Origin of the sequence: Providencia rettgeri (assembly GCF_013702265.1) — a bacterium.
Lineage (GTDB): Bacteria > Pseudomonadota > Gammaproteobacteria > Enterobacterales > Enterobacteriaceae > Providencia > Providencia zhijiangensis.
Window position 1 is genome coordinate 1 of sequence record NZ_CP059348.1, and the last position, 18,039, is coordinate 18,039.

Genomic DNA, 18,039 nt, shown 5'->3' on the forward strand with positions numbered 1-18,039 from the left:
GGATCCGAAAATATTTTTTGATCTTGGGAGATTATTTCTATATATAGGCTAAAGTTATCCCCAGACATGTGGAAAATTTGTCGTTGCCCGCGATCACCCAGCAAAATTCTCCCCTACCAGAGCCGCCTTATCACATTTGCCTGTGGATAAAAAGCATAAAAACTGTGTAAAAGAATGGAGATCTTGAGTGAATTTTGCGGTATGATCGCAGGTCTATTTCTGATCGGAGGATCAGGAATATGCTGTGGATAGATATGGTGAGTAAAAGTTAGTCAAACACCTTCTCTGGCCCCCTATTCTCTTAGTGACCACGAAAAGTGACTAATGGAATAGTTGCCAGTAAAAAATTCTTAACGAAATCCGTAATTCTTGTTTCATTGACCTTGTTAGGGGAGTCCAACGTGTCACTTTCGCTTTGGCAGCAATGTCTTGCCCGATTGCAGGATGAACTACCTGCCACAGAATTCAGTATGTGGATACGCCCTCTTCAAGCTGAATTAAACGATAATACACTGGCACTGTATGCCCCGAATCGTTTCGTCCTTGATTGGGTGAGAGATAAGTACATCAATAATATCAATGAATTATTGAATGACTTTTGCGGTTCTGATGCCCCTGCTCTACACTTTGAAGTAGGCAACAAACCGATGACCATCGCGCCGGTGAGCCCTCAAGTACGTACTAATAATGAAATGCCTGCGTTCGCCGCGCCATCAGCACCAGTAAAACCAAGTTGGGATAACTCAACTAAAGTTCAACCAGACGTGTCATACCGTTCGAATGTGAACCCAAAACACACGTTTGATAACTTCGTTGAAGGTAAATCAAACCAACTGGCTCGTGCGGCAGCGAGGCAAGTTGCTGAAAACCCTGGCGGCGCATATAACCCACTGTTCCTTTATGGTGGAACGGGTTTAGGTAAAACACACTTATTACACGCCGTGGGTAATAGCATTATGCAGCACAAGGCCAACGCCCGCGTGGTCTATATGCATTCTGAACGATTTGTACAAGATATGGTCAAAGCATTGCAGAATAACGCCATTGAAGAATTCAAACGTTATTACCGTTCTGTTGATGCCTTACTGATTGATGATATTCAATTTTTTGCCAACAAAGAGCGTTCACAAGAAGAATTTTTCCATACATTCAACGCCCTGCTTGAAGGCAATCAACAAATTATTTTGACCTCCGACCGTTATCCAAAAGAGATCAACGGCGTAGAAGATAGATTAAAGTCCCGTTTCGGCTGGGGTTTGACCGTTGCGATTGAACCACCCGAGTTAGAAACCCGTGTGGCTATTTTGATGAAAAAAGCCGATGAGAACGAAATCCAACTGCCCGGTGAAGTGGCATTTTTCATCGCAAAACGCTTACGTTCTAATGTGCGTGAGTTAGAAGGTGCATTAAACCGCGTTATTGCTAACGCGAATTTTACCGGTCGCGCTATCACTATCGATTTTGTTCGAGAAGCGTTACGTGACCTATTAGCACTGCAAGAAAAGCTGGTAACTATTGATAATATTCAGAAAACTGTTGCTGAGTACTATAAAATCAAAGTCGCTGATTTACTTTCTAAACGTCGTTCTCGTTCTGTCGCTCGTCCGCGTCAGATGGCAATGGCACTGGCGAAAGAGCTGACAAACCATAGTTTACCTGAAATCGGGGATGCTTTTGGCGGTCGTGACCACACCACGGTGTTGCACGCTTGTCGTAAAATTGAACAATTACGAGAAGAAAGCCATGACATCAAAGAAGATTTTTCAAATCTAATCAGAACATTATCATCTTAATTGCTATGAAATTTATTATAGAACGCGAGCAGTTATTAAAACCGTTACAACAGGTTAGTGGCCCTTTAGGTGGACGTCCAACGTTGCCTATTTTAGGAAACCTTTTACTTCACGTAAAAGAAGGTGCCCTGCAACTGACGGGAACCGACCTAGAAATGGAGATGATGGCCAATGTTCCGCTCACTCGTGAGCATGAAATTGGTGCCACCACGGTGCCTGCGCGCAAGTTTTTTGATATTTGGCGTGGTTTACCGGAAGGTTCTGAAATCCAAGTCGAGCTTAATGATGACCGACTGCTTGTCCGCTCTGGGCGCAGCCGTTTCTCATTATCTACTTTACCTGCTGCTGACTTCCCGAACTTAGATGACTGGCAAAGCGAAGTCGAATTTTCTCTGCCTCAATCCATACTGAAACGTTTAATTGAAGCGACCCAGTTTTCAATGGCACACCAAGACGTTCGTTATTACCTGAACGGCATGCTGTTTGAAACTGAAGGGCAAATGCTGAGAACTGTCTCCACAGATGGTCACCGCCTTGCAGTTTGCTCAATGGATATTGGTCAAGAATTGCCATCACATTCTGTGATCGTACCTCGCAAAGGTGTCATGGAATTGATGCGCCTACTCGATGGCGGCGACGCATTATTGCAGCTACAAATTGGTAGCAACAATATTCGCGCCCATGTTGGCGACTTTATCTTTACCTCTAAACTCGTTGACGGTCGTTTCCCTGACTACCGCCGCGTTCTGCCAAAGAATCCAGATAAAACCTTAGAAGCTCGCTGTGATTTGCTCAAACAAGCCTTCTCACGCGCAGCAATTTTGTCTAACGAAAAATTCCGTGGCGTGCGCTTATTCTTCAGTGAAAACCAATTACGCATCACGGCGAATAACCCTGAGCAGGAAGAAGCGGAAGAAATTGTTGATGTTAATTACCAAGGTGGTGAGATGGAAATTGGCTTTAACGTCAGTTACATCCTCGACGTCTTGAACGCGCTGAAAAGCGAAAATGTCACACTGTTTTTAACGGATGCCGTTTCTAGCGTACAAATTGAAGACTCAGCAAGCCGCTCTGCGGTCTATGTTGTTATGCCAATGCGTTTGTAATCAGTCCGTATGATCCTTTCGCGTTTATTGATCCGCGATTTTCGTAATATAGAAGACGCCGATCTCTCCCTTGCAACTGGGTTCAATTTTTTAATTGGGCCTAATGGGAGTGGCAAAACCAGTGTACTGGAAGCAATTTATACACTTGGACATGGACGGGCCTTTCGCAGCATTCAGGCGAACAGAGTTATCCGTCATGACCAAGAACAATTTATTTTACATGGTAAACTGGGACACTCAGACACCGAACGTAAAACATTGTCGCTGGGTTTGAGTAAAAACCGCGAAGGCGACAGTAAAGTCCGAATTGATGGTACCGACGGGCATAAAATTGCAGAACTCGCAAAGTTATTGCCAATGCAGCTCATTACCCCTGAAGGGTTTACCTTGCTGAACGGCGGTCCAAAATATCGACGTGCGTTTATCGATTGGGGATGCTTTCATAATGAAGCCCTCTTTTTCTCGACGTGGTCGGACTTAAAACGTTTGTTAAAGCAGCGAAATGCGGCTTTACGACAAGTGACTCGTTATGAGCAAATTCGCCATTGGGATCAGCAACTCGCTCCAATTTCCGAACAAATTAGCCAGTGGCGCGGCGAGTATATTGCAGGTATCGCAGAAAATATTGAGCAAACCTGCAAACAATTTTTACCCGAATTTTCACTTTCAGTCTCTTTCCAACGTGGTTGGGACAAAGAAATTGATTATTCAGAACAGTTAGAGCGGCAGTTTGAGCGCGATAGAGCGTTAACCTACACCGCATCGGGGCCACATAAAGCTGACCTGCGAATTCGAGCCAACGGCATTCCCGTTGAAGATATGCTCTCTCGCGGCCAACTGAAATTATTAATGTGTGCACTCAGGTTAGCGCAGGGTGAATATTTCACCCAACAGAGCGGGCAACAATGCCTGTATCTACTGGATGATTTTGCTTCAGAACTTGATTCTGGTCGCCGGCAATTATTAGCGGCTCGACTCAAAGCTACGCAAGCACAAGTGTTTGTAAGTGCTATTACACCGGCGCAAGTCAATGATATGATTGATGCCAACAGTAAGATGTTTAGTGTAGAGCAAGGCAAAATAGAAGTTCAACCTCAGGAATAGAAAGAGCAGGAAACGTTGATGTCGAATACATATGACTCCTCAAGTATCAAGGTATTAAAAGGACTGGATGCGGTGCGTAAGCGCCCTGGCATGTATATCGGTGATACCGACGATGGAACAGGTCTTCATCACATGGTCTTCGAGGTTGTGGATAACGCTATCGATGAAGCCTTAGCAGGTTTCTGTGACGATATCGTCATCACTATCCATGCCGATAACTCCGTCTCTGTCCAAGATGATGGACGTGGTATCCCTACTGGCATCCACGAAGAAGAAGGTGTCTCCGCTGCAGAAGTTATCATGACCGTTCTGCACGCTGGCGGTAAATTTGACGACAACTCCTATAAAGTTTCCGGTGGTTTGCACGGTGTAGGTGTTTCGGTTGTTAACGCCTTATCTGAAAAACTTGAATTAGTGATCCGCCGTGACGGTAAAGTCCACGAACAAGTGTACAAACACGGTGAACCACAAGGTCCTCTGACTGTCGTCGGTGAAACTGACCAGACAGGGACTCGCGTACGTTTCTGGCCAAGCATGGATACCTTCAAAGGTGTCACTGAATTCGAATACGACATTCTGGCAAAACGCTTACGTGAACTTTCATTCTTAAACTCAGGGGTTTCCATCCGTTTAATTGATAAACGTGATGGCAAAGAAGACCATTTCCACTACGAAGGTGGGATCAAGGCCTTCGTTGAGTACCTGAGCCGCAACAAAACCCCAATTCACCCATCCGTATTCTATTTCTCCACTGAGAAAGACGGTATTGGCGTGGAAGTTTCCATGCAGTGGAACGACGGTTTCCAAGAGAATGTTTACTGCTTTACTAACAACATTCCTCAGCGCGATGGCGGAACCCACTTAGCGGGCTTCCGTGCTGCGATGACCCGTACCCTAAACAACTACATGGAAAAAGAAGGCTACCAGAAGAAAAGCAAAGTCAACGCAACAGGTGACGATGCGCGTGAAGGCTTAATTGCCGTTATTTCTGTGAAAGTGCCAGATCCAAAATTCTCTTCTCAGACCAAAGAAAAACTCGTTTCTTCAGAAGTGAAAACCGCTGTAGAAACCATGATGAACGAGAAGCTGGTTGAGTATTTATTAGAAAATCCAAACGACGCTAAAATCGTTGTGGGCAAAATCATTGATGCTGCGCGTGCCCGTGAAGCTGCACGTAAAGCGCGTGAAATGACCCGCCGTAAAGGGGCATTAGATTTAGCAGGCTTGCCGGGTAAACTGGCAGACTGCCAAGAACGTGACCCTGCATTATCTGAATTATACTTAGTGGAAGGGGACTCTGCGGGCGGCTCTGCAAAACAAGGTCGTAACCGTAAGAACCAAGCAATTTTGCCACTGAAAGGTAAAATCCTGAACGTGGAAAAAGCGCGTTTCGATAAAATGCTCTCTTCTCAAGAAGTTGCGACACTGATCACCGCATTAGGCTGTGGTATTGGTCGTGATGAATATAACCCAGACAAACTGCGTTATCACAGCATCATCATCATGACGGATGCCGACGTCGATGGTTCGCACATTCGTACGTTACTGTTGACCTTCTTCTACCGCCAAATGCCAGAAATCGTTGAACGTGGTCATATCTTTATTGCTCAGCCACCACTGTATAAAGTGAAACGCGGTAAACAAGAGCAATACATTAAGGACGACGAAGCGATGGATGACTATTTGATCTCTATCGCGCTGGATGGCGCTGAGCTGCACTTAAGTGCAGAAGCCCCAGCCATGAAAGGTGAACAACTGGAAAAACTGGTTGTTGAATACAATGCAGCGCACCGTATTATCCGCCGTCTTGAGCGCCTGTACCCACAAGCGCTGCTGAACAGCTTAGTGTATCAATCCACACTGACTGAAGAAGCACTGAAAGATAGTGCGCAAGTTGAAGAGTGGGCGAAAACCTTAGTGGCGCGTTTAGAAGAGAACGAGCAAGCGGGTAGCTCTTACAGCTATATCATTCACGAAAACCGCGAGCGTCAGCTATTCGAACCAACCATTCGTATCCGTACCCATGGTGTTGATAGCGACTACAACCTCGATTTCGACTTCGTTCATGGTAGCGAATACCGCCGTATCACCGAATTAGGTGACATCATCGGTGGATTAATCGAAGAAGGTGCTTATATTCAACGCGGTGAACGTCGCCAGAATATCGACAACTTCGAGCAAGCATTAGATTGGTTAAGCCGTGAATCTCGTCGTGGTTTATCCGTGCAGCGTTATAAAGGCCTTGGTGAAATGAACCCAGAACAACTTTGGGAAACCACCATGAACCCCGAAACTCGCCGCATGATGCGTGTGACGGTCAAAGATGCCATTGCAACTGACCAGCTGTTCACTACCCTGATGGGGGATGCGGTTGAGCCTCGCCGTGCCTTTATCGAAGAGAACGCCTTAAAAGCCGCGAACATCGATATTTAATCGATTTTCCAGCCAAGTCATTGAATAACCCTATACTTCGGTATAGGGTTATTTTTTTATTTAATTTTAATCTTAAATATCTATTTATTATTAATTCCAATTTGAATTTAATTAAATAACTAAATGAATTTAATTAATAGAATGAAGAATAAAAATAAAGTTTGTCTCATTTTATTTTCTATTTATAGAAAATAAAAAATAGCGCATTAAGATGAAATAGATTTTATCCTCTCTAAAAATCTATAGGTCTATAATGAATAAAATAACTCCCGCGGTATCGCTCGGTCTATTTGCTCTATTTAACGCCCAAATTACCTTTGCAAACTCAAATTATATTGATGCCAGTGAACTCATCATTAATCAGCGAAATCAGCGACTTGAAGAACTAAGGGATCAGGTAATACCACCATACCCAGCCCCGCAATCTCAAGCGGCGCAATGGGATAAAGATGTTAGCCAGCAGGCAACCCAATTAACGGGAAAACGTAAAAAGAATGCAGAAAAAGACAAAAAAAGTACGCCAGAATATCTTTTTAATATTTACCGAGAATACGTATTTAATCAAAAAGGATTTAATTATAATGATTTTAAAGAAATTAAAGCCTATAAACGTTTAGATAATTTATTCCATTTAGCCACCTTTGCAAATGACCCAATTCAAAATCGAACTCGCTCAATGGATTTTATTCTCAAAGACTATTATTTACGTGGTCGCCCAAATCAAGTACTCGATGATAAAGGTGAATATCTCCCAAACTATGTCGATATTACAGGCTCCTCTTACCCAAGCGGACACACTTGGAATGGATTCAAACAAGCCGCTATCTTTGCCACGATTTATCCAGAAAAAGGCGCTCAATTCTTTGATAGAGCCATAGGCTATGGAGAAAGCCGCGTGATTGTCGGCGCACATTTCCCAACTGACACCATTGCCTCACGGGCAGCCAATTATTATCTTCTCGCCCATTTACTAAAAGAGGATAAAACCGCCAATATACTGATTAGCCACGCCAAAGAAGTACGCCAAGAGCTAAACAATCAATGCACCATCAGTGATAAGAAATGTAAACCGCCAATAGGCTCTCTCCCCTCTTTTAATGAAAACCTAGGTTATTACGCTCAGCAGAGTGAACAGCCTTCCCTAGCACTCCGCGTTGACCAAATTCCCGCTGATGCTGCGTATTTGCTACGCTCTCGCTTTGCCTATCTTAACAAATCACAGTGGCAGCAGATTATTGCAGGCACCGCTTATCCTACAAACTCTTTAGCAGGCTGGGGCGTTAAGCCGGATCAACCGGAAAGCTATTGGGGACTGATTAACTTATCCAAAGCTTACAAAGGGCCTACGCATTTCGCTGAAGATTGGGTCGTCAATCAACGGGTAACTCAAAATGACGTTGCAAACGTCGGCATTACTGATATTTGGAGCAATGACATCGATGGCAAAGGGCGATTAATCAAACAAGGGGATGGCTCATTAACCTTAGCTGGAATTAACCGTTTTGCAGGGCTTGAAATACAGCAAGGTCGTGTGGTTTTAACGCAAGAAAACCACTTAACAGGCCCCGTCAATGTCAATGGTGGAAAGCTTGAGGTCAAACACATCCTACATGCGCCAGTTGACGTCACCAATGGCACATTACAGCTCAGTCACAGCATCAAAAATACGGTGACATTAAACCAAGGAGCCCGATTTATAGCTTCTGGCACGGTTGATGACTTAGTGGTTAACAGCGGCGCTATCTTAGCCCCTGGAGATAATACTAGAGACCCGACAAGGCATATCAGGGTGAATAACACCGCCATATTCCAGCCCGGCAGTGAATTCCATGTGAGTATTCAAAAAGATGTAATACAGGAATTTGACGCCCTACATGCTGGCGGTACAGTGACCATCAACGGGGGCAAGGTCAACGTGTTCTTCGCTGAAGAATCAGAACCATTCAATGAACGGATACCTAGTCAAGATGAAATTCAGGGTCGATTCCGCACTCAATATGAAATTATTCGCGCCCCCAATATTCAAGGGAAATTTGACAGTATCGAACCTAACTATCTATTTATTGGTACTACATTAAATTATGGTGCAGATCCTCGTTCACCCACGATGCAACGTGTCACACTCAACGTCGGTCGTAGTGGCCTGACTTTTGATGCCTTTGCAAAGACGCCAAACCAAACCGCCATTGCTCACGCCCTTGAAGATCTCCCATTGAATAACACCCTGTATAAACGTTTAATCCTCAGCCAAACCACCGCAGGGGTTAACGATCTTCTTCGAACCTTATCCCCACAAATTCATATTGATACCCTTGCTAGCCAGTTAAATAACCATCGCCAATATCACGGTACGCTGCTGCAACAAACACGCGCATCAGAAAATATCGTCAAAGAGCGTGGCGATAACCGCGGTAACGTCTGGGTAAACGTGCCTTATCATTGGGATAGAACCCAAAGCGACGGCAACGCATCCGGCTTTACCAATAGCAATTATGGGGTGTTCTTAGGAGCAGATAAGCATTTCTTTAATGATGACTTTATCTTTGGAATGAGCTCCGGTTTTACCAAAAACTCCGTATCAGGCGGTGTCGGTCATAGCCATAGCAACAACTATTATTTAACAGCTTATGGCTCATTAAAATTAGCGCCAATCACCTTACGCGCAGGGCTTGGGCACACATGGCACACCATCAAAACGGATAGAACAGTCACCTCATCCATCTATTCCGATCACAATACCGCCGATTATAAAGGCAAAACCAACCACCTGTTTATAGAGGCAACTTATCCGTGGAAATCGGCATTCATCAATGCCGAGCCGTTTGCCAACTTTGCCTTTACCAATGCAGAAAGCCATGGATTTAGAGAAAAAGGAGAAAAAGCCTCGTTCGTTACAGGTCGCCAATCCCTTGATGCCACCACCACAACGCTGGGATTACGTTTAGATAACCAGTGGAAAGTGGGTAAATCATCCTCAATCGATGTACATGGGGAACTCGGCTGGCAACATCAATATGACAAGCGGGAGCGTGAAATGGCATTTAGATTCTCCCAGCGCGACCTACTTGCGTCACCGCTTAACTATCATGGTGTGAATGCACCGCAAGATGGGATGGCACTCAAGCTAGGATCGAATATTCAGATTACCGACAATACCAAGCTATCCGTGGATTACAGCCAATTTACGGCCAAGGGATATTTAGAAAATAATCTTGATGCCAAATTGTTAGTATCGTTTTAATTCGTTAGTCTCGTTGTAATTCATCAACACGATAATTATCAACACAGTAAGCATCAATACAATAAAGCAAAATGGCACCGGAGCGTTGAATCACTCCGGTGCCATTCCTATTTAGGTTCGTTAAGAAAAGCGAACTACAGCAGAATTCTCAACATGCGGCGCAGAGGCTCCGCAGCACCCCATAGCAACTGGTCACCCACAGTAAATGCGGACAGATACTCAGGGCCCATATTCAATTTACGCAGACGCCCTACTGGTGTGCTCAGAGTGCCTGTCACTGCTGCAGGAGTCAGTTCACGCATCGTGATTTCACGGTCATTTGGCACCACTTTCACCCACTCATTATGGGAAGCCAGCAGCTGCTCCACTTCATTCAGTGGCACATCTTTTTTCAGTTTCAGCGTGAACGCTTGGCTATGGCAGCGTAATGCGCCCACACGAACACATAAGCCATCAACCGGAATAATATTGCTACCCGTTGCCAGAATTTTGTTGGTTTCCGCCTGACCTTTCCACTCTTCGCGGCTTTGGCCATTTTCTAACGCTTTATCAATCCACGGGATCAAACTACCCGCTAACGGAACGCCAAACGCGTCCGTTGGCATGGAACCACTACGCGTAAAGTCTGTGACTTTTTTCTCGATTTCTAAGATAGCCGATGCCGGATTTTGCAGCTCTTTCGCCACTTGCGCATGTAAAGAACCCATTTGTGACAGCAGTTCACGCATATTACGCGCACCCGCACCGGATGCCGCTTGATACGTTGCAACAGAAGCCCACTCAACCAAGTTATTTGCAAATAGGCCGCCCAGTGACATCAGCATTAAACTCACCGTACAGTTACCGCCGACGAAGGTCTTAATGCCTTTATTTAAGCCGTCTTGGATATGCTGGTGGTTCACTGGATCTAAAATAATAATCGCATCGTCTTTCATACGCAGTGCAGACGCGGCATCAATCCAGTAGCCTTTCCAGCCTGCTTCACGTAATTTTGGATACACTTCATTAGTATAATCGCCACCTTGGCAGCTAATAATAATATCCAGTGCGCTCAGAGCATCGATATCAAATGCATCTTGCAACGTGCTGCGATGACCACCAAAAACAGGCGCTTCAGCCCCGTGTTGGGAGGTGGTAAAAAAGACCGGGTGAATAACGTTAAAATCCCCTTCTTCTACCATTCTTTGCATCAATACGGAACCGACCATTCCACGCCAGCCAATAAACCCTACATTTTTCATTCTCTTCACCCTGTCTGTTTACATACATCACCCAAAAAATTTCTACCTTCGACTTTCACTTTGCCAATCGAAGCGGGAAATTTTTCGGAAAGATGAAATTCAGAAACCATCAATCAACCGTATTAAACGTGACAAAATATGAACCAGTGTGCAAGTGAATTTCATCACTAATAGCAAGAAGATTAGTAATAACGCTAATAATTAGTAAAAACTTATTGATTGATAATTTCCATTTTGGAAAATACTATTTTCCAATTAATCCATACATTCCATCACTCAACCCAATTAAGATTAGCGGGTTAATCCTCACAAAGTAGCGTATCTCATGACCAAATATGTCCTTTTTAGTTTCTGGATCGTCCTTATCTATCCTTTGGGCGTCGACCTCCATTTAACCGGTATTCCTTATATTGCCGCCGATTTAAATGCCAATGAAAGCCAGCTCCATGTGGCATTTTCTATCTATTTAGCGGGTATGGCATCCACCATGTTAATTGCCGGATGGTGCGCCGATCATATTGGTCGAAAACCAGTCGTTTTAGTTGGTACGATGGTATTTGCCATCGCCTCTGTTATCGCCGGAAATGCCACATCCATCGATACCTTCTTAATAGCACGATTCTTCCAAGGGATTGGTGCAGGCTTTTGTTATGTCGTGACCTTCGCTATTTTGCGTGATGTATTGACGCCGCAGCGACGCACCAAAGTGCTCGCCGCAATGAATGGCGTAACCTGTATTGCGCCCGTGTTAGCGCCTGTCATTGGATTTGCCATTTTACTGATCTACCACTGGTCTGTGATGTTCTACTTTATGGCCGGTTATGCGGTGATCAGTATGCTATTTTGCTTAATCTCAATTAAAGAGACAAAGCCCTCTTCAGCATCACCAACAGAGCAATCGAATACCCAACCAGCCACAGAAGAAAAGTTATTTAGCACCTTCTTTGTCACACGCTTGATTATTTCCTGCTTCGGCATGGGTGTGATCCTGACTTACGTTAACGTCGCCCCAATTATCTTGATGGAAAACCTCGGTTTCACAACCGGTCAATACTCAACCGCCATGACCTTGTTGGCGATGGTGAGTATGGGAACCTCATTCTTGATGCCAAAACTGATTTCGACATTTAATAGCCGAACCTTACTGAATACCGCGTTAAGTCTATTTTTGGTCAGTGGCGTCCTGCTTTCCATCTATCTATTTGCCTTCCCATATTTGGCGATGCTGTACATCGTTTTCGCCTTCTGCGGTGTTGGTTTCTCAATGCAGTTCGGCATTATCATGAGCCAAGCGCTATCGCCATTTGCCAAAAAAGCGGGTATTGCCAGTTCTGTATTGGCCATCTCACAATTAAGCTGCGCCTCGGCGTATATTTGGGTGATGGGTGTGATGGGCGTTCCATCAATCAGTATGTTGTTAATTATCTTGCTTGCAGCGGGAATGATTGGCATGGTGTTGCTAAGAGTACCCACCACGCAAGTCAACCAACAGGTCGCTACATGTGAATAAGCAACTGCATCGATTAGACTTAAATTTACTGGTTATTCTGCAGTATTTGATGGAAGAACGCAGTGTTAGCCTTGCGGCTAAGCGCTTGGCAATCACCCCATCTTCGGTCAGTAAATCCTTGGCAAAATTACGCCAATGGTTTGATGACCCCCTATTTATCCGCAGCCCGCAAGGGCTGCTTCCTACCCCACTCATGCTACGCATTGAAAAATCACTGCCTGAGTTTTTAAATCTCTCACACTATATTGCTGAAATTCGTGATACCGAGAAACCCAGCGGGATGACTTTCCGCTTAATGATGGAAGCCCCGTTAAACTTAATCATGCTTCACGATTTATCCCTGAATATCCTCAATCAATACCCAGAATCGGAGGTTATTGTACGGGATTGGGATTATAACTCGTTGGCAGCACTGATTGCGGGGGATGCGGATATCGGGTTAGTCGGTCGTGAAAGTTTTCATTTATCCAGAGAGTCGATAAGCCAACTCCCCGATATTCTAAATTTTGAAGTGTTATTCACCGATAAACCGCTGGCGTTTATCCGCAGTGACCACCCGATTTTGCAAGAAGAATGGACACTAGCGAATTACTTAAAGTACCCGCATATCAGTACTGAATTTGGCAACCGTATTCCGTGGGCGCTCGATGATTTACTGGAAACCATGGGATTACATCGCCAAATCCATTTATCCTTTTCGACCTTTGAACAATCCCTCTTAATGGCGTCTCGCCCCGATCATAACCTGATCACAAGCTCCCCCGGCTATTGCCAACACTATGTTAATGATTTCAATCTTGATTTAGTCTGCCTTCCTCTTCCTGTTGATGACATTCTCTACCAGCAGCTCGAAATTCCTTTTTTAATGCTGTGGCACAAGCGCAATTCCTATAACTCAAAAACTCTGTGGCTCAGAGAACAGATCAAAAACAGTACGCTTGAATTTGTGAAACCCTGACTTTGTGAAACTTTAAGCTTGTAAAACCCTAAAAAAACGCCCTAGCAAGGAGTATGAATTGCTAGGGCGAAAGCAAGGATGCGAAGAAACAGAGACTAACGGAATACTAACCTTGTACAGCTTTGAAACGAGGATTGGTTTTACAAATCACGTAGATACGACCACGACGGCGCACAACTTGGCAATCAGGGTGGCGCTGCTTAGCGGTTTTTAATGAACTGAGAACTTTCACGGTAACTCCTAATAACAGTTTAGTGTGAATAAAAATCAATGTAATGTTATAATATAACAATAAAGGAATTCCAATTATCCCGCAATCATTTTCTGGGAAACTTTTGTATAATTAAGCTATTACTGACTTCCCGTCATTACTTATCAAATAGATACATTTCTATTTAATGAAATAGACCAATTTGAGGAAGATGAAATGTATTACGGCTTTGACATGGGCGGCACCAAAATTGAGCTAGCAGTGTTTGACCAAGCGCTCAATCAAGTGTGGCAAAAACGTGTTCCAACCCCCAAAGATGACTATCTCGCATTGCTCAATGCTTTTCGTGATTTAACAGCTGAAGCGGATGCGCAGTTTAACTGCCAAGGTAAAATTGGTATTGGTGTTCCGGGGATCGTCAATCACTCAGAAGGCGTGGTATTTACGACCAATGTCCCAAGCGCACAATACAAGCCTTTCATTCATGACCTAACCAAGCTGTTAAATCGTCCAGTTAAAGTTGAAAACGATGCCAACTGCTTTGCCCTATCAGAAGCGTGGGATCCTGAATTCAAGCGTTATCCTAGCGTTTTAGGTTTGATTCTGGGTACTGGTGTTGGTGGCGGTTTCGTCATCAACGGCAAGGTTTTATCGGGAAAAAATGGCATTGCAGGGGAAATCGGGCACATGAATATGAGTGTTCGTGCGGCAAAATATCTCGGGGACACCGTACCTGAAATTGTCTGTGGTTGTGGTCAAACCGCCTGTTTTGAAACCTACCTTTCAGGCCCCGGCTTCGAACGCATCTATGCTGCATTTGCCGGTGAGAAGCGCTCTGCCATCGAGATTATTGAACGTTATCACAACGGTGATATTGCCGCTAAACAGCATGTTGAACGCTATATGATGGTGCTGGCGATGTTTATGGGGCAAGTTATCACCGTCTTTGATCCTGACTTAGTGGTGATTGGTGGCGGTCTGTCGCAATTTGATGAGATTTATCGCCTATTACCGGAAATAGTACCTCAATATCTTTATGGCATTGCGAAAATGCCAGCTATCGAAAAAGCCCGTTACGGAGCCTCTGGCGGCGCCCGTGGCGCTGCATTTTTGAATCTCGTCGACTAATTTTCCGCACATTATTATTTCCGCATATTGTTCCACAATCGCATCTCTACTCTTTCGACTTATCGAGAGTAGAGATGACCAATACCTCAAAATTACCAAAATATAATTGAGAATGGTTATCATCTTTGTTAAATTTAATTAAATTGACTAATAATCAATAAGTTGAACCTATTTTTCTTTTTCAGATTAACTACAGAAAATTAACCATAGAAATCAGCGAGATAATCTAGAAACTAGACTTGTCCTATATTGTTCATTTGAAAAGCGCTTATGATAGATTCAGTTCTGCTCATTTTTTGATAGGTGAGTAATAAAAACACAATTAAAGGTCATATTCGCAGCCGACAGATACCCGCTAAAGTCACATTCAGCCACTTAACTAAAGAGAAAAATAAATGAATTTGTTTTTAGAAAATTGCTTGGCTTTTCCGACCATTATCTTTAGCGGTTTACTGATTATTGTTCTTTTTTACTGGCTCTGTGCCGCTTTTGGCCTGTTAGATATTGATTTATTTAATATCGATACCGAATTGGATGCTGATGGCCTCGATCTTACTGGCTTTGCTGGCTGGCTAACAAAACTCGGTTTAGCTGGTATCCCCGTCACCATTATCTTGACATTATTTACCCTCTTCGGCTGGTTGATTAGCTACTTTGCTGCGCATTTATTCCTACGTTTCATTGATATGACCTTGCTGCGTTACGCCGTCGGCGTCACATCACTGGTGATCACCGCCTTTATCTCCCTGCACTTAACCGCCATTTGCTTAAAACCAATCCGTAGCCGATTGGTTAACTTTAATAAACCCAAAACGGTTCATCAGCTAATGGGAAAATTGGCAACAGTGCGCTCAGGGACAGTCACTGAACAAAATGGGGAAGCCACCTTAGAAGATGGTGGTGCAGGGCTGATTTTGCAGGTTAGAGCACCTAGTGCTGAAAATATTAAACGCGGAGATCGCGTCGTTATCATCAGTTATGACCCACAATCCCACAGCTACCAAGTTGTCACCGAAAACGAATTCAGGCAGTAAACACAAAAAATAAACTACCTACTTTGCTAATTAATAAAGAATGACGATATCGTCAGAACCCATGGAGAAGAAATATGGATTTGGCTGAATACATGCCTTTTTTAACGGTTGTTGGGGGAGTGATCATCATCATTCTTGGGTTCTTTGGTTTATTTAAAGCCTTCTACATCAAAGTCCCTCAAGGTACCGCTCTGATTGTCAACGACATGTCCTCACAACCCAAAGTGCATTTTACGGGTGCATTAGTGTATCCCGTTATCTACAAAAAAGAGTTTATGCGCATTTCGCTACTGACTCTGGAAGTGGACCGCCGTGGTAAAGATGGCTTAATTTGCCAAGATAACTTACGTGCCGATATTACCGTTGCCTTCTATCTACGTGTGAATGAAACCACCGAAGACGTATTAAAAGTAGCTAAAGCTATCGGTGTTGAGCGCGCATCTGACCATCAAGCCGTCAGTGCTCTATTCAGTGCTAAATTCTCAGAAGCCCTGAAAACCGTAGGTAAGCAATTAGAATTAGCCAAACTGTTCGAAGACCGCCAAAGCTTCCGTGATCGTATTGTGGACGTGATTGGTAAAGATCTTAACGGTTATGCGCTAGAAGACGTGGCAATCGACTATTTAGAACAAACGCCGAAATCTGCCCTCGACCCAAATAATATTTTCGACTCCGAAGGTATTCGCAAAATCACCGAAATTACCGCTATCCACAATATCGAAACTAACCAAAAAGAGCGCGACCAAGAGTTAGCTATCAAAAAGAAAAATGTGGAAACTCGTGAAGCGAGTCTGGCATTAGAGCGCCAACAAGCCGATGCGGAAGCCCGTCAAAAACGCGAAATTGATAATATTCGTGCGCGTGAACAAGCCGAAACGCTACGCGTTCAAGAAGAAGAGCGCCTCAAATCCGAACAAGCTCGCATTCAAACTCAGCAAGAAATTGAGATCCGCGAAGAAAACCGCATGCGTGAAGTGGAAGTGGCTCAACAGAACCGCACCCGCGCCGTGGCTATCGAAGAAGAGCGCGTAAACCGTGCTCGCGAGCTCGAAATTGTCGCCCGTGAACGTGAAGTTGAACTCCAACGAATTGAAAAAGAAAAAGCATTAGAAGAAGAACGTAAGAATATTTCTAACGTGATCCGCGAACGCGTCGCCGTTGAAAAAACCGTTGCTCAAGAAGAAGAACGCATCAAGGAAGTCCGCGAAATTTCAGAAGCTGAGCGTATGAAGCAAGTTACCGTGATCAACGCCCAAGCAGAAGCAGAAGAAGCGTTAGTTCGTCAGGTGAAAAAAGCCGAAGCTGATGAAGCCAGTGCCAAACACCGTGCAGAAGAAATCAGCACCATGGCACAAGCCGAATTGGAAGCGTCCGCCAAACAGGCTGAAGCCAAAAAACGCTTAGCGGAAGGGATTGAAGCAGAACATGCCGCACTTGGTTTAGCAGAAGCCCGCGTTCGCCAAGCGACCGCTGAAGCTGAAGAGAAAGAAGGTCTGGTTCAAGCCAATATCACCGCAGAAAAACTGTTAGCCGAAGCCCGTGGTCTGAAAGAAAAAGGCTTAACCGAAGCGCAAGTGATGGAAGCCAAAGCCAATGCCGAACGCGAACAAGGTTTCGCCGAAGCGAAAATTCTGGAAGAAAAATTGGCAGCGCAGGCGCGTGGTGAAGAGCAACAAGCCAATGCGAAAGAAAAACTGGGCTTGGCGGATGCCAAAGTCTTGGAAGAAAAACTGGCAGCCCAAGCTCGCGGTGAAGGCCAATTAGGCGCAGCGCAAGCTGAAGTTATCCGCCAGCGTCTGAAAGCGGAAGCTGACGGTCTGACTGATAAATTCCAATCAATGGATCACCTCAGTGACACAGCGCGTTCACACGAAGAATTCCGTATGCGCCTTGAGAAAGAGTTCGAGCAATCCATGGCATCCATTGAAGCGAACAAAGAAATTGCTCGCGAACAAGCGGATGTACTGGCTGCAGCGCTCAGCAAAACCAACATCGAAATTGTGGGCGGCGATGGCGACTTCTTTAACACCTTCTCCAAAGCACTAAGCTTAGGTAAAGCCGTTGATGGGTTTATGGATAAAAGCAGCTTTGCCAAAGATAACCTTGAAAAGTTAGTCAATCGCGTCACAGAAGAGAAGAAAATTGATATCGCATCCTTACTGCAACACCCTGAAGTCAAAGAGTTAATCAATGGCTTTATGGCAGCAAAAGGCGCGCCACAAACAGCGAAAAACATCGTGAGCAAACCCGTGTCTTACGATGATAACCAAAGCTAATTCA

The 18,039-nt window shown here is 44.5% G+C and carries 12 protein-coding genes; 10 read left to right on the forward strand and 2 right to left on the reverse strand.

What is annotated here, in order from left to right; translation table 11 throughout:
* The first annotated feature begins 401 nt into the window (after nt 1–401).
* From dnaA to H0913_RS00025, 5 genes are all read left to right on the forward strand, one after another.
* Nucleotides 402–1,793 (forward strand): chromosomal replication initiator protein DnaA, encoded by a 1,392-nt coding sequence (gene dnaA, locus H0913_RS00005; RefSeq protein WP_181477752.1) that lies wholly within the window; start codon nt 402–404, stop codon nt 1,791–1,793.
* 5 nt (nt 1,794–1,798) lie between these two features.
* A complete protein-coding gene (gene dnaN / locus H0913_RS00010) occupies nt 1,799–2,899 on the forward strand; it encodes a DNA polymerase III subunit beta (protein WP_132496996.1) in 1,101 nt (366 codons plus the stop codon).
* A gap of 9 nt (nt 2,900–2,908) precedes the next feature.
* Nucleotides 2,909–4,003 (forward strand): DNA replication/repair protein RecF, encoded by a 1,095-nt coding sequence (gene recF / locus H0913_RS00015; protein ID WP_036950667.1) that lies wholly within the window; start codon nt 2,909–2,911, stop codon nt 4,001–4,003.
* 18 nt (nt 4,004–4,021) lie between these two features.
* Nucleotides 4,022–6,436 carry a DNA topoisomerase (ATP-hydrolyzing) subunit B gene (gyrB, locus tag H0913_RS00020; RefSeq protein WP_036950665.1) on the forward strand — a complete coding sequence of 805 codons (2,415 nt, stop codon included), beginning with the start codon at nt 4,022–4,024 and terminating at the stop codon, nt 6,434–6,436.
* Between the two features lie 253 nt (nt 6,437–6,689).
* Nucleotides 6,690–9,677: an autotransporter domain-containing protein gene (locus H0913_RS00025; protein WP_181477753.1), complete on the forward strand. Its 2,988-nt coding sequence runs from the start codon at nt 6,690–6,692 to the stop codon at nt 9,675–9,677.
* Nucleotides 9,678–9,811: 134 nt separating this feature from the next.
* Here the strand turns inward: H0913_RS00025 and asd are convergent, their stop codons facing one another.
* A complete protein-coding gene (gene asd, locus H0913_RS00030) occupies nt 9,812–10,918 on the reverse strand; it encodes an aspartate-semialdehyde dehydrogenase (RefSeq protein WP_154603205.1) in 1,107 nt (368 codons plus the stop codon).
* 325 nt (nt 10,919–11,243) lie between these two features.
* Here asd and H0913_RS00035 point away from each other — a divergent pair, with 325 nt between their 5' ends.
* Together H0913_RS00035 and yidZ are read left to right on the forward strand one after the other, a co-directional pair.
* Nucleotides 11,244–12,428 (forward strand): MdtL family multidrug efflux MFS transporter, encoded by a 1,185-nt coding sequence (locus H0913_RS00035; protein WP_154603206.1) that lies wholly within the window; start codon nt 11,244–11,246, stop codon nt 12,426–12,428.
* On the forward strand, nt 12,421–13,386 hold the full coding sequence (gene yidZ, locus H0913_RS00040; protein ID WP_181477754.1) for an HTH-type transcriptional regulator YidZ: 966 nt from the start codon (nt 12,421–12,423) through the stop codon (nt 13,384–13,386). Before H0913_RS00035 ends, yidZ begins: the two co-directional genes overlap by 8 nt.
* Nucleotides 13,387–13,492: 106 nt before the next feature.
* Here yidZ and ykgO read toward each other — a convergent pair whose 3' ends face one another.
* Nucleotides 13,493–13,618 carry a type B 50S ribosomal protein L36 gene (ykgO, locus tag H0913_RS00045; RefSeq protein ID WP_006660624.1) on the reverse strand — a complete coding sequence of 42 codons (126 nt, stop codon included), beginning with the start codon at nt 13,616–13,618 and terminating at the stop codon, nt 13,493–13,495.
* Nucleotides 13,619–13,813: 195 nt separating this feature from the next.
* Between ykgO and nagK the strand changes: the two genes are divergently transcribed.
* From nagK to H0913_RS00060, 3 genes are all read left to right on the forward strand, one after another.
* A complete protein-coding gene (gene nagK / locus H0913_RS00050; protein WP_181477755.1) occupies nt 13,814–14,725 on the forward strand; it encodes an N-acetylglucosamine kinase in 912 nt (303 codons plus the stop codon).
* Nucleotides 14,726–15,120: 395 nt separating this feature from the next.
* Nucleotides 15,121–15,759, forward strand: a complete 639-nt coding sequence (locus tag H0913_RS00055) for an OB-fold-containig protein (protein WP_154637885.1) — start codon at nt 15,121–15,123, stop codon at nt 15,757–15,759.
* 74 nt (nt 15,760–15,833) lie between these two features.
* On the forward strand, nt 15,834–18,035 hold the full coding sequence (locus tag H0913_RS00060; protein WP_154603209.1) for a flotillin family protein: 2,202 nt from the start codon (nt 15,834–15,836) through the stop codon (nt 18,033–18,035).
* Nucleotides 18,036–18,039: the final 4 nt, after the last annotated feature.

What these genes read in the sequence shown, in the direction of transcription:
- dnaN (WP_132496996.1), top strand. Translation starts at nt 1,799, where the DNA reads ATGAAATTTATTATAGAACGCGAGCAGTTATTAAAACCGTTACAACAG.
- recF (WP_036950667.1), top strand. Translation starts at nt 2,909, where the DNA reads ATGATCCTTTCGCGTTTATTGATCCGCGATTTTCGTAATATAGAAGAC.
- gyrB (WP_036950665.1), top strand. Translation starts at nt 4,022, where the DNA reads ATGTCGAATACATATGACTCCTCAAGTATCAAGGTATTAAAAGGACTG.
- H0913_RS00025 (WP_181477753.1), top strand. Translation starts at nt 6,690, where the DNA reads ATGAATAAAATAACTCCCGCGGTATCGCTCGGTCTATTTGCTCTATTT.
- asd (WP_154603205.1), bottom strand. Translation starts at nt 10,918, where the DNA reads ATGAAAAATGTAGGGTTTATTGGCTGGCGTGGAATGGTCGGTTCCGTA.
- H0913_RS00035 (WP_154603206.1), top strand. Translation starts at nt 11,244, where the DNA reads ATGACCAAATATGTCCTTTTTAGTTTCTGGATCGTCCTTATCTATCCT.
- nagK (WP_181477755.1), top strand. Translation starts at nt 13,814, where the DNA reads ATGTATTACGGCTTTGACATGGGCGGCACCAAAATTGAGCTAGCAGTG.
- H0913_RS00055 (WP_154637885.1), top strand. Translation starts at nt 15,121, where the DNA reads ATGAATTTGTTTTTAGAAAATTGCTTGGCTTTTCCGACCATTATCTTT.
- H0913_RS00060 (WP_154603209.1), top strand. Translation starts at nt 15,834, where the DNA reads ATGGATTTGGCTGAATACATGCCTTTTTTAACGGTTGTTGGGGGAGTG.